The organism is Desulfosporosinus cupriresistens, from assembly GCF_001707885.1.
In the GTDB taxonomy this organism is placed as follows: domain Bacteria; phylum Bacillota; class Desulfitobacteriia; order Desulfitobacteriales; family Desulfitobacteriaceae; genus Desulfosporosinus.
The window spans coordinates 23,952-38,690 of the sequence record NZ_MASS01000006.1 but is presented as its reverse complement, the minus strand read 5'-3'; the positions used below and the strand labels follow the sequence as shown (position 1 = coordinate 38,690).

Genomic DNA, 14,739 nt, shown 5'->3' with positions numbered 1-14,739 from the left:
AAATTCCATTTCACAAGCGTTATCCTAACCATAAAATTCGAGGGAGTTTTCAGAATGGATGGTCAGACCAGGAAGAATATCTATGCAGGGGTAACCGTTGATATCGTTTTAAAAGCAGATCAAAAAACTGGGAAACTGACACGAGGAGTTGTTAAAGATATTTTGACAAACTCACAGACCCATCCCAGAGGAATTAAAGTTAGACTCACGGACGGTCAAATTGGAAGAGTGCAACAAATTCTTAAATAATAACGCCATCCGAATTTGAGAGAGAAGTGAGCTTTTTCATCAATGCCCTAAGATCTCCAGGAAAGGGTGCTTGGATGACTATGGGGAGACCTGTAGCAGGATGTAGAAAAGCATACTTTGAGGAATGTAAGGCTTGACGGGAAAGAAGAGTGGTATCACCACCATAAAGATCATCCCCGAGCAGGGGGTGTCCAAAGCCTTCACAGTGAACGCGGATTTGATGCGTGCGTCCAGTTTCAAGGATGAATTCAAGAAGAGTGGCAGCGGGATAGCGGTGGATGACCTTGAAATGGGTTCGTGCTGGCTGACCATTAGGCTGCTCATCGGGCTGGATTTGGCGTTTGATAAAACTATCGGGGGCAAATCCAATGGAGGCGTTGATGGTACCTTCATTTGTGGGTACAACTCCTGTAACAAATCCGAAGTATCGTTTGTGGATTTGTCCACGCTCCAGTTGCCAGGCAAGTTGTTGATGGGCAAATTGATTTTTGGCGATGACGACAACACCAGAGGTGTTGCGATCTATCCGGTGAATGGGACGATACAGACGATACTCCCCCTTGCGTTCCCAGTAGCCAATGACGGCATTTCCTAAAGTGCTTGTGAGATAACGGTGTGTCGGATGAACCACTTGACCCACAGGTTTATTAACCGCTAAAAGGTATTCATCTTCATAGAGAATATGGAGTGGGAGATCTTCTCCGAGAAGGTTGGTTTCCTCATCAGAAGAAAGCTGGATGGATAATGTTTCTCCTTCTTTGCCCCGCGCCGTTAAATAAGTGAAGTTTCCATTAACCCAAACGTGTTCTCCCTGCTTTAACCGTTGTAATAACTTGAGCGAGAAATGAAATTTGTGGAGTAGAATACTTATATATTTCTGACCGGAATCCTCCGGTTGCAATCGGTATTCCCATAAAGAATGTTGTGCGTTCACGTTCATAATTATTCCTCCTCGTAATAGTAACCTTTACATAGATGCATCAATAGACTTTTTAACGTAGAAGTCATGATAAAAAGGAAAATTATGAAGTATGAAGAATATAACTTCTTTAAAAGTCTTGATTGGATTAAACATGGTTAAGGAGGCCCAAAGGTGAAAGACCCTCGCATAGAAAAACTCGCTAATTCATTAATTAATTACTCGATTGCACTTCAACCAGGCGAGAAAATCCTTATTGAAGTGATCGGACAAGACATTCTACTAGCTCAAGCTCTTGTTCGTTATGCCTATCAAGCTGGTGGTTTGCCATTTTTGTCTACCATCAATAATACCCTACAGCGTGAACTATTGAAAGAATTTACGGTGGAGCAGGCAGAAGCCATGACTCGCTGGGATCTCGCTCGAATGAAGGAGATGCAGGCTTTTATTGGAATTCGGGCAGGAGAGAATGCGAACGAATGGGCTGATGTCCCGAGTGATGCCATGAGAACTTATGCGTCCCACTACCTGAAACCTGTGCATGCAGAGCAAAGGGTGGCCCATACCCGCTGGTGTGTATTAAGGTATCCGAATGCTTCTATGGCGCAGTTAGGGAATATGAGCATTGAGGGCTTCGAAGATTTTTACTTCGATGTCTGCAACTTGGACTATTCAAAGATGTCAAGAGCTATGGAGCCGCTGAAGGCGCTGATGGAAAAAACTGATCAGGTACACATCATTGGACCAGGAACTGATTTGATCTTCTCTATTAAAGGAATGCCTGCTATCAAGTGTGATGGACATGTCAATATCCCGGATGGAGAAATATTTTCAGCACCTGTTAAAGAATCTGTCAATGGACGGATTAGTTATAATACGCCATCGCTTTATCAAGGGTTTACCTATGAAAACATCGTGTTGGAATTTAAAGATGGCAAGATTGTTAAGGCGACCTCGAACGATTCAGAACGGATTGAAACTGTCTTTAATACCGATGATGGGGCACGTTACGTTGGTGAATTTGCTATCGGGGTGAATCCGTTTATTCAAACGCCCATGAAAGACACATTGTTCGATGAAAAGATTGACGGAAGCTTCCATTTTACGCCTGGGGCCAGTTATGATGATTGTAGCAATGGAAATAAATCTGCTATCCACTGGGACTTGGTATGTATTCAAAGACCAGAATATGGTGGTGGTGAGATTTATTTTGATAAGAGGTTGGTTCGAAAAGATGGGCGATTTGTCTTGCCTGAGCTTGAGGCCTTGAACCCGGAGAATCTAAAGTCTTAGTGCTTACAAGATGTGCGGGAACCGACTTTGGGTCTCCCATTTTGTAAAGGGGTTCAGAAAACTAATGTAGTAGTACGAACCTACGGGTCCTGAATACAAAGGTTCGCCAGTTACATAAAAAAGAAGTAAGCAAGTAAGGAGTCGATTAAAAAAGGACATGAAAGGTAAGCGATTACGTTTAGTTTATAATCCAAATGCTGGGCGGCGTAAATTAACTGGGCAACTTGATACCGTGATTCGTATTTTTCAAGAAAGCGGACATGAAGTTTGTGTACACAGGGCAGGATCTCCCCAAGATATTGAACAAATCGCGATTCAAAGTACGGATGTGGATCAGATAGTTATTGCCGGGGGAGATGGCAGTATTCATCTGGCGGTCAACGGGTTGATGAATATTTCTCCAGAACAACGTCCTGCACTTGGTATTTTGCCCGTGGGAACGGCAAATGATTTAGCTTACGCGTTACATTTACCGAAAAGTATTCCTGAAGCGTGCAAAGTTATTGCCACGGGAAAAGCCTTTGAAATCGATACAGGTATAGTTAATGATCGTTATTTTGTTAATGTTGCCAGCGCGGGTCTTTTAACAGATGTTTCTCAAAAGGTAGATACGCGTGTTAAAAATACACTCGGGCAATTAGCTTATTTTCTTAAAGGTTTGGAGACCCTTCCTTCTTTTCGCCCCTTTCGTGTCGAGTTTGAGCATGATGGAAAACGATATATCGAAGAGGTCGTTTTGTTTATGGTCGCAAATGGTCTCTCGGTGGGGGGAATTAGGAAGCTTGTACCTAGGGCATCTCTGACCGATGGAAAGCTGGATATTTTAATGGTTCCATCGGCAGGCTGGCCCGAGACGGTTCGTCTGCTCTTAAACGTTTGGCGAGGCGAAAAAGCAGACGATGAAAAAGTAAAAAAATTTCTAAGCTCTGAATTAATAGTTTCTACCGATCGCCCAATTTTCTCGGATCTTGATGGTGAACATGGGCCGGAAAGCGCATGGCATATTAAAATAGGGCCCAAGATCACAGTGCTCTGTTAAAGCAAACTTGGCTGGTTCAAGCCTTGGCAAAGGCGACCGCTTCAGCTATACCTTAGACGCTGCTAAGAGTGGAACAGGACTTTCGAGATCAGAGCACCGCCATGGATGGCAAAGTGCCCGTGGTTATAGTATCAACAAGGCTTAGCTCTTATATGGGTTTCGCCTTGTTTAAAATTGTGATATGTTATTTCATTTACGAGTAGAAAAGAATCCGTTGGAGAAAATATCTTTGTTTAATTACGCTTGAAAATAAGGTTTGTATGTAAGAATAGCAGCAGAGTAACATAAGTGTAACCCAAAATAGTAAAGAATGGAGGGAGTTAATGATCGGCACATCTTTTCAGCAGGAGATCCTGAAGAGACTCAGTGAACTAAGACCAGTCTATATTGTTGGAGGAGCTGTTCGTGATGCTCAATTGGGGATTCCTTCTAAAGATGTGGATGCGGTTATAGCACTCTCTCTCCAGGAAATAGATAAAATGTTATCTGATTGGGGTTATATACCTCATCGAATAGGAGCCAAGCAGCAGACGGTCAGCTTATTCCGAGGAACAGAACGAGTAGATATCGCGTCTTTTTCCGGAGAGGTTGCAACGGATGCTCTACGTAGAGATTTTACTTTAAATGCTATTTATCAAGATGTTCGAACAGGAGAAATCCAAGACCCGTTAAGCGGGCTTCACGATTTACATGCCAAACGACTGAAAGCATGTGGGCATGCGGCAGATCGATTTAAAGAAGATCCGCTAAGGATTCTACGCCTCATTCGCTTAGCCGTTCGTTACGGCTTGGAAATCGAGCAGGAGACTTGGCGATCTGCAGTTGATCATGTACCACAGATGCGTGAAGTCTCACTGGAGCGAGTAACCGAGGAATTTGGTCGAATCCTTATTTTGGATGATACTGACAAGTCCTTAGAACTTCTTGATGACTTGGGGTATTTTCGAACTTATATCCCTGAACTGGCTAGGCTAAAAGGATTAGTACAAAATCGTTATCATACAAAAGATGCCTGGGAACATACTAGGCATGTCGTGAAAAATACACCTCCTCTAGTGTTGTTACGTTTAGCTGCCTTATTTCATGATCTAGGAAAATGGGAAACAGCTAGTCGGGAATGTTACGCGTGGGGAACTATTCATTTACTGCATCATGGCTATAAAATAGATGAATTTAAGTTAGTTGGGAAAAACCTAGAGCGGTGGAGAAACAAAGAGGTAGAAGTCCACGGGGCTCTGTTAGACAATTATCCAGATACAATTGTTGTAAAACGCATCAAAGCAGCTCAATCTTCGCAAGATAAAAGTTTTAAGTTAATCCCTGAAGGTAAGCGACACTTTCTACAACACGAATGGGAAAGTGCCCGCTTAGTCAAAGAAATTTTGCCACGCTTCCGATGGTCTATGGTTCTTCCTGGCGGAAGACTTGGAGAAAAAGAACTCCTTTTTTTGGTAGGGCACCATATGATGGGAACTCTGACTTTTATGAGTGAATTAAGAGAGGAAGGGTCAGAAACCAAGGTTCGTAATAAGGCCCGACGCTTTGCTTGGGAGATCGGTTGGAATAGACATGATTTTGAGATACAAAAAGTAGAAAATTTGCTTGTTTTGTGGCGAGCAGATTTCCTTGGCGGGAAGCAGTATTCTCAAAAAAATTTAGAATGGTTAGACTGGATCCAGGGTGAAATAAGAGATGCTTGCGTCTTTATAACTGAGCGGTCGAATCAACTTGATTGGTCTTGTTTTGAAGAATTTGCCCGTGAAAAAGGGCTTAAAGGAGAATGTTTCGGTCAGTTAAAAGAACAGGTTCGCCGGCAAGCCATGATGAACGCTAAGTATGAACTGACCGACCCTCAATTGCTTGAACGTGAGTATAGACTATTATGGAATAAGAAATTATAAGAGTTTAGAAATCGAACATAGCAACGGAGAGGTCACTATCGGATCCATATAAATAAATTGTGAGTTCAGGAAAAATAATCTTGACCTAGAACAATTATAATGTTATTTTTGTTTAAATAAGGAGGGGCTTCAATGGAAAAACAATGGCGCTGTACCGTATGTGGTTATATCCATAATGGCGAAAATCCACCAGACATCTGTCCAATTTGTGGTGCAGATGCAAGTTTTTTTGAACTTGTATCTCAAGTGGATGAAGCAAATATGTCCCCTGAAGTAAAATCAAACGCTAAGCCAATAGTAGTTCCGTCGGATAGAGAAGCAGCTATTCGTCAAGCTCTCTACCGAATTTCGTACGGCCTTTATATTATTACAGCACAGGCTGAAGGACGGGACAATGGTCAATGTGCGAACACCTGTTTCCAAATCACAGCAGAGCCAGCCAGATTAGCCATTGGGATCAATAAATTAAATTATACCCATGAATTAATCCAAAAGAGTGAGAAGTTTGGCGTTTCAGTGCTTAATCAAACTGGTCACGATTATGCGCGCAGGTTTGGATATCGAACAGGTCGCGATGTCGACAAGTTTGAGGGTTTGGCTGTCCATCGTGGAGAGTCAGGAGTTCTTTTGCTTAATGATGTGCTTGTAACCATGGAAGCCTCGGTCGTGGGGCAACTGGATGCGGGGACACATACGTTGTTTCTTGCTGACGTTACCGCTGGGGAGATCCTTCAAGAAGGCGATCCGATGACTTACGCTTACTTTAGAGCAAGTAAATAAGTTTAATACATTGGAAGATTAGAGGGATAGGTTCAACTCCTTTTAGCTACTGTTGAGGACAAAGCCACTGGTCCCCCACACCTTAGAGTGGAAGATAGCCGAGTTACCGAACAAAAATTTTGTCGCCGATTTATTGAATTCGGCGTTTTTTTTATAAGGAGGGAATTTGGTTTTGCGAACTCTTAGCGATTGATCTGTTACATAAATTTTCCAACTCAGAATATCAGGATATTGTAGGAAATATACGAGAAATATTTGAGGATACTTGTCTTTTCAATGTTGGGCGTTTAAAAGAAACTTATGCTATGGTCGACAGAATTATAAATGAATTAGAAAGAGCTAGTCAGGTTACATAGATCTAAATGAATTTCTAATATTTGATAATTATACTTACATTCATTTCGAGGAGGAAACATGGATTCAGATGAACAACTGCACTGGAAAATAAACATAAAAAAATGGGGATGTGAATTAGGTTTTGTAGCAATTGGATTTACTTCGGCCGAACCAGTGGACGGGTTAGATCAATTGCTACAGGCCCGAATTGATCGAGGGTTAGCTACACCTTTTGAGGGGAAGGAAGTTAAGCAACGGATTGATCCGAAGGCGGGGTGGCAAGATTGCCAGACCATTACAGCCTTAGCCTATCCGCTTCCTTACACACTTCCTCCTCAAGAAGGTGAGGGAGTGATTGCACGCTCAGCAGTTGGCGAGGACTATCATCGTGTTCTCCGGCAAACATTAAATCGGCTGGTAGATATTATGCGTACCAACGGGTGGCCGGGAAATCTTCGGTGGCAAGTGGATACAGGGCCTCTTGTTGAGCGTGCTTTTGCAGTTCGGGCCGGGATTGGCTGGATTGGCCGCAACCAACAGCTCATTATTCCAGGATACGGCTCGTTTGTTGTCTTAGCTCTACTCCTGTTGGACCGTGAGATTGCATCAGACCGTTCTATCTCCGATCAATGCGGAGTCTGTCAAAGTTGTGTTGAAGTATGTCCGGCACACATCATAGGAAAAGAGCCATTTGCGTCAAAAGACTGCGTCTCTTATCTTACCCAAAGTAAGGAGACACTTTCTCCCGAGGAGTGTAAGCGCCTGGGAACGGGAATTTTTGGCTGTGACTCTTGCCAAGACGTTTGTCCTCACAATCAAAAAAGGCTTAAGGAAGAACAAACGGATTTATCCCCATTCTCGCACCGACGAGGAGTAGATTTACTCGAGACTCTCAATTTATCTAAAAGAGAGTTTCAGGAACGCTTTCAAGTAACAGCGGCTGGGTGGCGTGGAAAAGCAGTTCTTCAGAGAAATGCCTATTTAGCCATGCAAAATGTTCAAGACTGTCGTTTAAAACCTTGGTTGTCAGAACACAAAAAAGATAAATCAATACCCCCCATTATTTCCTCATATCTCTAACGGGAGGCAAGCAAGAACAAAGTCCCCTCTTGCAAGTCCAGTCGATTCCCCGTCGACCCTCAAAGCTATTGAAACTTCCTTCATTGGAGCGAATCTGAATCTGAAGCAAGAACCATCCCACAACAAAAAAGGGGATGTGTGAAAACTCAGTCTCCAAAATTTCAAGTGGTTACAACAATCAATAAGCGTCCTCATTTCACTATTAAAGTGGAGTAAGGACGCTTGTGTTTTGATGATATAGAAGCAAAAGTGGGGATGTGAAAAATATAGTAACAAGTTTTAGCACAGCCCCTTTTCTGATTGTCCAAAGTTTAACTAATGCGAGGTTGCACAAAACGAGCAATGCGTTTGAGGGCTTCCTGAAGCTGCTCGGTAGAATAAGCATATGAACAGCGAATATGTCCTTCGCCGGAAGGCCCAAAGGCGTTCCCAGGAACGACAGCTACTTTTTCTTCTTTTAAGAGCTCTTCGGCGAACTCTTCAGAGGTCATCTTCGTTTTAGTGATTTCAGGAAAAACATAAAAAGCGCCTAAAGGTTCGAAACAGTCAAGACCCATCTGCCGAAAACCGTGGACCATCAGGCGACGTCGTCGGTCATAGGCATTGACCATCTCATCTCTCTCTTCGGAGGCAGAACGTAACGCTTCTAAGGCGGCGAATTGGCCCATAATGGGAGCGCAAAGCATTGTGTATTGATGGATTTTTGTCAAACCGGCGATCAGGTCTTTATGTCCAGCAACATAACCAATTCTCCAGCCGGTCATGGCGTAGGATTTGGAGAAGCCGCTGACAAAGAGAGTTCGATCATGCATGCCGGGTAGACTAGCGAAAGACACATGCGTTCCGCCATAAGTGAGATCCGAATAAATGTCATCGGCCAGAACAAGAAGATCATGTTTAGCCACAAAGTCCGCAATGGGGAGCAGATCCTCTCGACTCATGATCGCCCCGGTCGGATTGTTTGGGTAGGAAAGGACAAGGAGTTTAGCTTTGGGAGTATATGCCTGGGCTAGGTCTTCAACGCGCAAACGAAAATCTTCTTTAGCATGGGTCGGAATGTAGTGGACATTTGCACCGGCTAATGTCGCGCAAGGCCCATAGGATACGTAGGATGGATTAGGAACTAAGACAACATCTCCAGGTGTGAGAACGGCACGCATCACGAGGTCAACAGCTTCGCTCGCTCCAGAGGTAATCAGTATCTCATCGAGTGGATTGTAGGAAAGACCTAAAGTCGTTGCTAAATGGTGCGCAAGCTCTTCACGCAGCTCAAAGAGTCCGGCGTTACTGGTATACATGGTCTGTCCCTGTTCTAAAGAAAAAATGCCACTTTCGCGTACTATCCAGGGAGTCACAAAATCTGGTTCCCCAACCCCTAAAGATATGACGTCTTTCATCGTTGCCACAAGATCGAAAAATTTACGGATTCCAGAGGGGGGGAGGTTTTCGACATGGGAGGCGAGATATCGATTCATGGCGACACCACTAGACGTTGCAGCGTCTCTTCCTCACCCATAAGCTCGATCCCATCTTGCTTGTAGCAGCGCAGCACAAAGTGGGTAGCTGTGCTCTGAATATGTTCAAGTGGAGCTAATTTTTCAGCTACAAAAAGTGCGACTTCTTGCATTGTTTTACCTTCGATGAGCAGAGCTAGGTCATACGCTCCAGACATTAGAAATAAGGACTTGATCTCGGGATATTTTTGCAACCGTTTAGCGACTTTGTCAAAACCATAGCCCCGCTGCGGTAAGACTCTAACTTCAATAAGGGCGGATACTAATACATCACCGGTTCTCTCCCAGTTGATCAGCGGCTGATACTGGACAATTACCTTTTCTTTTTCCCAATCGCTGATTCGTTGAGTGATGTATTCAGGCGTCAATCCGGTTTGAATGGAAAGTGCCTCAGGTGCTAATCGGCAATCCTCCTCAATGAGTTTGAGTAGTTTACGATCCTCTTCAGTGAGCATGAAATACACCTCTTTTCTAAATATAAAAACATCATATCATGCTTTTATATAACAGAACAAGCTTTGGCTATCAAACACTAACAGAATATTTGGTCGAATTCAAAAGGCCCCCGGCAAGAAGGATCTTGGCTTGACGTTCAGTGAGATCATGTCTGACCCAAACCGGGTTTGAGTCTTTATCAATAGTCAGAGCAAAAGAGTCAGGAGTTTGAATTGCTTGATGCAAGTTGACTAAGTGTAAAATGATTTCTGAGTGAAGGCGCTCGAGGTCTTGCTCATTGACAAAGGTCAGAGGAAGAATGCCAAAATTAATCAGGTTAGCACGATGGATGCGAGCAAAACTCTGGGCCAAAACAGCGCGTAGTCCCAGATACATGGGAGCAAGGGCAGCGTGTTCTCGACTTGAACCTTGGCCGTAATTATGGCCGGCAACGATGATACTCTGCTTTAAGGCCTTGGCCTTAGCAGCAAACTGAGCATCGATTTTGTGGAAGGTATATTCAGAAATTGCCGGGATGTTCGAACGGAGGGGGAGTATCTTGGACCCGGCGGGCATGATGTCGTCTGTTGTCACATTGTCTCCAAGCTTCAAAATAATAGGTAAGTCTAGCATATCATCCAGCGCAGGAGCCAGGGGAAGTGGTTGAATGTTGGGACCGCGTCGAATCGGGGTTTCAGGATCACCAGGTGGCAAAATCATGCTGTCATCAATTCTAAAGCGTTCGGGAAAATTTACGGAGGGTGGGAGTCCCAACGTTCGGGGATCGGTTAAAAATCCTGTCAAGGCACAGGCAGCCGCGACTTCCGGGCTGGACAGAAAGACCGAAGCATCTTGCGTTCCACTGCGCCCTTCAAAATTGCGGTTAAAAGTTCGAACCGAGACGGCTTTAGATACGGGAGACTGCCCCATGCCGATACATGGACCGCAGGTGGATTCAAGAAGACGTGCTCCACTATCAATGAGGTCTGTTAAGGCGCCATTGTTGGCAAGCATACTTAAGACTTGACGGGACCCAGGAGAAATTACTAAGCTTACGCCCGGATGAACACGTTTTCCTTTAAGGATTTGACTAACACGCATTAAGTCTTGATATGAAGAGTTCGTACAACTTCCGATGGCTACTTGCTGCACGGGGAGGTTAGATCGCTCACTTACAGAAACCACATTATCTGGACTATGGGGCTGGGCCACCATCGGTACAAGCAAGGAAAGATCAATTTTCAGTTCTTCATCATAAGTAGCATCCTCATCAGCAGAAAGAGGGACAAAATCTTGAGCTCTCCCCTGGGCTTCTAAAAAACGAAGCGTCTGTTCGTCACTGGGAAAGATTGAAGAAGACGCACCTAATTCTGCTCCCATATTTGTGATGGTTGACCGTTCTGGGACAGTAAGGGTCTTCACGCCCGGTCCAGCGTATTCGATTATTTTCCCGACGCCCCCTTTTACCGTGAGAGTGCGAAGTATTTCTAAAATAATATCTTTAGCGGAAACCCAATCAGAGAGTTGACCGGTAAGCCAGACCCGAAGGACCTTGGGGTTTGGCAGATAAAAAGCACCTCCGCCCATCGCTACGGCAACATCAAGCCCCCCGGCGCCCATGGCGAGCATTCCCATACCACCAGCAGTGGGGGTGTGACTGTCTGATCCAAGCAGAGTTTTCCCGGGTTTGGCGAAGCGTTCAAGATGGACTTGATGACAAATTCCGTTTCCAGGACGGGAAAAATATGCCCCAAAACGCGCGGCTGCACTCTGCAGAAAGGCGTGATCATCCGCATTTTCAAACCCGGTTTGAAGGGTATTATGATCTATATAACTCACCGAGCACTCGGTTTGAACTCTAGAAAGGTCCATGGCTTCAAATTGCAAATAAGCCATTGTTCCTGTAGCATCTTGAGTTAACGTCTGATCAATCCGAAGAGCGATTTCGTTTCCTTTTTTCAAGTCACCGGCAACTAAGTGCGATGTAAGTATTTTCTGAGTTAGGTTTTGCCCCATGATAATTCCTCCTTTGTTGTAATATTAACATTACCAAAAACTGCAGGGAACATCTATGGTTTTACTTAAAGTATACAAAATATCTTATTTAAAATTGGCAGAAATACAATGTTTCGTAATATAGGTTGGGTTTGGCATAATTTCAGGTTATAATAGTTGAATAGGAAGCCATGACGAGGTTTGAACCTCGAACATCTTCGTTGAGTCATGGCCAGCAAGTAGAACTTAATAACTGGGAGGTATCATTAATGCCTATGTATGAATTCGGGTGTCCGAGCTGTGGAGTTCTGACAACAGAATTGTGTAGGATGGGAGAAAACGGTGAATTGCTAAAGTGTGTTGAGTGTGGGCACGCCGGGCTTATGAAGCAAATCTCAGGGTTCGCAAGTCTCGGAGTCTCCGGAGGGACTGGGGGCGGTAGCTGCTCGCCGGGATGTCGTGGAAACTGCACAGGGTGTCACTGAAAGGGGAACCAAAGTTTTGAACAAACGGCTAAATATCGTCCTGGTTGAGCCAGAGATCCCACCGAATACGGGAAATGTGGCTCGGCTTTGCGCTGCAACTGGAGCAACACTTCATTTGGTAAAACCTTTAGGGTTTAGCATCGATGACAAGCACCTTAAACGTGCCGGCTTAGATTACTGGCACTTTCTCGATATAGTCATTTATGAAAATTTTAGGGAGTTCGAAGAAAAGAACCCTGAGGGGCCTAGATATCTAGCAACGACAAAGGGTGGACGAGCTCATACAGATATTGAGTATCAGCCTGGAGGGTACCTGCTTTTTGGTAAAGAAACCAAGGGATTGGCTCCGGAAATTTTGGCACGTTATCCTGATACAGCCATTCGGCTACCGATGCTTGCGGAAGCTCGGTCTTTAAATTTATCGAATACTGTAGCGGTTGTTGTTTACGAGGTATTGCGCCAATGGGGTTTCTCGGGTCTTGTATAAGGAAAGGAGCAGAGAAAATGGCACCCAGAGTTGGAAATACAGGGGCTAAACGTGAAGCGGAGGCGTTGGAGGAACAATCATGACATTTGCGTTAACTTTTCTCACGGCCTTAGTGGTTGCGGTGCTTGCTACGCCGATTTCTATGAAGTTAGCGAAAAAGTGGGGAGCCATTGCGTATCCGGGAGGGCGGCATGTCCATAACCGCCCGATCCCTCGTCTCGGAGGAATAGCGATATATGCTGCTTTTTGGGTTTCGGCTTTAGTTATATTTATATGGGATAAATCCTATTCAATGGATGCCTTGTCGATTATGCAAATATGGGGGTTATTCATCGGAAGCACTATCATTATGATCGTTGGAATCTGGGACGATATTTATGGAATGCGCCCCTTGGTAAAGTTATTCTGGCAAATCTTAGCGGCAGCATTACTTCTCCTTTTTAAATTCTCCATGAATAATATGTCTTTGCCGTTTTTTGGAACATTTGATTTCGCGTTGCATGGTCTTAGTGCAATTGGCCTTATTTTAATGGTCTTTTGGGTGGTCGGCTTAGTGAACACGGTTAATATTTCAGATGGTCTGGATGGACTAGCTGCCGGAATTTGCTTTATGGTGGCGTTATTGCTATTTTGGTCAGCTAACCAGATTGTTCAAACATCGACAGCCCCTGCTCATCTTACGATGGCTTTAGCAGGTGCGCTTCTAGGATTTCTGTTTTTCAATTTCCCTCCAGCGCGTGTGTTTATGGGTGATTCAGGTAGTATGTTCCTTGGGTACATTATTGGTGGAGTTTCGATCATGGGTCTACTCAAAACAGCGACAATTTTGGGCTTGGTTTTCCCGCTCTTGATTTTAGGCATGCCAGTCACAGACCTAACCTTTGCCATTATTCGTCGAAAACTACGTGGGCAGTCTATGGCGACCGCTGACCGAGGGCATGTGCATCATCGTTTACTGGACGCTGGCTTGACTCACCGTCAGGCTGTGCTTTCAATGTATGGGATGAGTGCTTGCTTTGGTGTGGCTGCCGTGCTCGGGGCGAAGGGACAGTGGATTTGGGCATTAGCAGTTTTATTGGTAGTTTTTACATTGCTTATTATCATTATTATGCGTCGAACGGCGATGCTGGCGGTTTTCAGTCGACGTCATTCAAAATAAGCTATTATAAACATTTCCCTTCTCAAACAGTATGCTTACACTTCTTTTTCTCTCCATGCATATGATGGTCGGAAAGGGGGTATAAGTATGCCATTAAATGTGTTTGGCTTCTATAATGGTTTAAACGAACAAGCAAAAGGTTATCCTTATCTTAAACGATTCGGGAGAAGTATAAACCAATTAGCTCTTTTTCAGATAGCAATTTTGAATAATGGAACGCTTGATGGGCGTCCAAGTCGTAGTTTAGTTAATGAAGCTCATACCATGGGAACCAAGGTCCTTTTAACAGTTAGTAATCTAAACCAGCAAGGAAAATTTTCTACTGCTTTAATCGGACGTTTAATACGCGAACAAGACTTCGCTAACCTCGTTTGGCAGAACATAAGAAACATCTTGGTTGAGTATCAGCTTGATGGGGTCAATCTCGATTTAGAGAAAGCAGCGCCTGAAGACCGTTCCCTATATAGCCAGTTCATACAATCGTGGTCTACTAAGTTTAGACAAGCCAATTTCCTGGTCACGATTGATGTTCCGGCTAAGTCGGCCAGCGATCCGACGGATCCGTGGAAGGGCGCGTTTGATTATCAGGCAATCGGTCAGGCTGTCGATGAGGTGATCATTATGACTTACGAAGAACATTGGTCAGCAAGTCCTCCCGGATCAGTTGCTTCTATTCCCTGGGTTACCGAAATGTTGAATTATGCGATAGCCACTATTCCACGTCAAAAAATCTATATGGGAATTCCTCTCTATGGGTATGACTGGTCAGAGCGAGGGGGAGCTCAAGTTATTAGCTATCTCAGGGCCACTGAGCTAGCTCGACGTCACGGGGCCCCGTTACAATGGGACGGAAATCAACATAGCACGTTTTTTCGTTATGAGACGAGAGGAGTGCGTCATACTGTGTACTTCGAAGATCCGCGTAGTTTAAAAGACAAACTGGATCTTGCCTTAAGCATGGGAATAGGGGGAGTCGCTTTATGGGAAATGAACCTCAGTTATCCTCGCGCCTGGGAAATACTTCAAAATTACGCTAGCCGTTTAAAAATTACGTAGGAGGTCGAAGA

General features: G+C 44.3%; 14 protein-coding genes. 10 read left to right on the top strand and 4 right to left on the bottom strand.

The genetic code is table 11. From position 1 onward, the window contains the following. Positions 1-54 precede the first annotated feature (54 nt). Positions 55-249: a YwbE family protein gene (locus DSBG_RS03730; protein ID WP_068962877.1), complete on the top strand. Its 195-nt coding sequence runs from the start codon at positions 55-57 to the stop codon at positions 247-249. On the opposite strand, the gene DSBG_RS03725 is transcribed toward DSBG_RS03730, so the two are convergent. Next, positions 242-1,189 (bottom strand): RluA family pseudouridine synthase, encoded by a 948-nt coding sequence (locus DSBG_RS03725; protein WP_176716161.1) that lies wholly within the window; start codon positions 1,187-1,189, stop codon positions 242-244. The genes DSBG_RS03730 and DSBG_RS03725 overlap by 8 nt on opposite strands. 153 nt (positions 1,190-1,342) lie before the next feature. Here DSBG_RS03725 and DSBG_RS03720 point away from each other — a divergent pair, with 153 nt between their 5' ends. From DSBG_RS03720 to queG, 5 genes are all read left to right on the top strand, one after another. Beyond that, positions 1,343-2,461 carry an aminopeptidase gene (locus tag DSBG_RS03720; RefSeq protein ID WP_068962876.1) on the top strand — a complete coding sequence of 373 codons (1,119 nt, stop codon included), beginning with the start codon at positions 1,343-1,345 and terminating at the stop codon, positions 2,459-2,461. Positions 2,462-2,618: 157 nt separating this feature from the next. Then, positions 2,619-3,500, top strand: a complete 882-nt coding sequence (locus tag DSBG_RS03715) for a diacylglycerol/lipid kinase family protein (RefSeq protein WP_068962875.1) — start codon at positions 2,619-2,621, stop codon at positions 3,498-3,500. Positions 3,501-3,823: 323 nt separating this feature from the next. Then, on the top strand, positions 3,824-5,401 hold the full coding sequence (locus DSBG_RS03710) for a tRNA nucleotidyltransferase/poly(A) polymerase-related protein (protein WP_068962874.1): 1,578 nt from the start codon (positions 3,824-3,826) through the stop codon (positions 5,399-5,401). 132 nt (positions 5,402-5,533) lie between these two features. Beyond that, positions 5,534-6,181: a flavin reductase family protein gene (locus tag DSBG_RS03705; RefSeq protein WP_068962873.1), complete on the top strand. Its 648-nt coding sequence runs from the start codon at positions 5,534-5,536 to the stop codon at positions 6,179-6,181. 414 nt (positions 6,182-6,595) lie between these two features. Further along, positions 6,596-7,597 carry a tRNA epoxyqueuosine(34) reductase QueG gene (gene queG / locus DSBG_RS03700; protein ID WP_068962872.1) on the top strand — a complete coding sequence of 334 codons (1,002 nt, stop codon included), beginning with the start codon at positions 6,596-6,598 and terminating at the stop codon, positions 7,595-7,597. Positions 7,598-7,908: 311 nt separating this feature from the next. Here queG and DSBG_RS03695 read toward each other — a convergent pair whose 3' ends face one another. The 3 genes from DSBG_RS03695 to DSBG_RS03685 form a co-directional block, all read right to left on the bottom strand. Further along, entirely contained in the window at positions 7,909-9,072 is a 1,164-nt protein-coding gene (locus DSBG_RS03695) for an aminotransferase class I/II-fold pyridoxal phosphate-dependent enzyme (RefSeq protein WP_068962871.1), read from the bottom strand. After that, complete coding sequence (locus tag DSBG_RS03690; protein WP_068962870.1) at positions 9,069-9,566, bottom strand: Lrp/AsnC family transcriptional regulator; 498 nt, start codon at positions 9,564-9,566, stop codon at positions 9,069-9,071. Before DSBG_RS03690 ends, DSBG_RS03695 begins: the two co-directional genes overlap by 4 nt. A 70-nt stretch (positions 9,567-9,636) precedes the next feature. After that, positions 9,637-11,562 carry an aconitate hydratase gene (locus DSBG_RS03685; RefSeq protein WP_068962869.1) on the bottom strand — a complete coding sequence of 642 codons (1,926 nt, stop codon included), beginning with the start codon at positions 11,560-11,562 and terminating at the stop codon, positions 9,637-9,639. Between the two features lie 248 nt (positions 11,563-11,810). Between DSBG_RS03685 and DSBG_RS21590 the strand changes: the two genes are divergently transcribed. The 4 genes from DSBG_RS21590 (at position 11,811) to DSBG_RS03670 (ending at position 14,728) form a co-directional block, all read left to right on the top strand. Beyond that, a complete protein-coding gene (locus DSBG_RS21590) occupies positions 11,811-12,026 on the top strand; it encodes an FmdB family zinc ribbon protein (protein WP_083236716.1) in 216 nt (71 codons plus the stop codon). A gap of 16 nt (positions 12,027-12,042) precedes the next feature. Then, a complete protein-coding gene (locus tag DSBG_RS03680) occupies positions 12,043-12,513 on the top strand; it encodes a tRNA (cytidine(34)-2'-O)-methyltransferase (RefSeq protein WP_068962952.1) in 471 nt (156 codons plus the stop codon). A 79-nt stretch (positions 12,514-12,592) separates the two neighbouring features. Then, a complete protein-coding gene (locus DSBG_RS03675) occupies positions 12,593-13,672 on the top strand; it encodes a glycosyltransferase family 4 protein (protein ID WP_068962868.1) in 1,080 nt (359 codons plus the stop codon). A gap of 87 nt (positions 13,673-13,759) precedes the next feature. Next, the gene (locus DSBG_RS03670) at positions 13,760-14,728 is read left to right on the top strand and encodes a glycosyl hydrolase family 18 protein (RefSeq protein WP_068962867.1); all 969 of its coding nucleotides are present in this window, start codon (positions 13,760-13,762) and stop codon (positions 14,726-14,728) included. Positions 14,729-14,739 lie beyond the last annotated feature (11 nt).

Coding starts and splice junctions, on each gene's coding strand:
- DSBG_RS03685 (WP_068962869.1), bottom strand. CDS start 11,562: ATGGGGCAAAACCTAACTCAGAAAATACTTACATCGCACTTAGTTGCC.
- DSBG_RS03695 (WP_068962871.1), bottom strand. CDS start 9,072: ATGAATCGATATCTCGCCTCCCATGTCGAAAACCTCCCCCCCTCTGGA.
- queG (WP_068962872.1), top strand. CDS start 6,596: ATGGATTCAGATGAACAACTGCACTGGAAAATAAACATAAAAAAATGG.
- DSBG_RS03690 (WP_068962870.1), bottom strand. CDS start 9,566: ATGCTCACTGAAGAGGATCGTAAACTACTCAAACTCATTGAGGAGGAT.
- DSBG_RS03725 (WP_176716161.1), bottom strand. CDS start 1,189: ATGAACGTGAACGCACAACATTCTTTATGGGAATACCGATTGCAACCG.
- DSBG_RS21590 (WP_083236716.1), top strand. CDS start 11,811: ATGCCTATGTATGAATTCGGGTGTCCGAGCTGTGGAGTTCTGACAACA.
- DSBG_RS03705 (WP_068962873.1), top strand. CDS start 5,534: ATGGAAAAACAATGGCGCTGTACCGTATGTGGTTATATCCATAATGGC.
- DSBG_RS03710 (WP_068962874.1), top strand. CDS start 3,824: ATGATCGGCACATCTTTTCAGCAGGAGATCCTGAAGAGACTCAGTGAA.
- DSBG_RS03675 (WP_068962868.1), top strand. CDS start 12,593: ATGACATTTGCGTTAACTTTTCTCACGGCCTTAGTGGTTGCGGTGCTT.
- DSBG_RS03715 (WP_068962875.1), top strand. CDS start 2,619: ATGAAAGGTAAGCGATTACGTTTAGTTTATAATCCAAATGCTGGGCGG.
- DSBG_RS03730 (WP_068962877.1), top strand. CDS start 55: ATGGATGGTCAGACCAGGAAGAATATCTATGCAGGGGTAACCGTTGAT.
- DSBG_RS03670 (WP_068962867.1), top strand. CDS start 13,760: ATGCCATTAAATGTGTTTGGCTTCTATAATGGTTTAAACGAACAAGCA.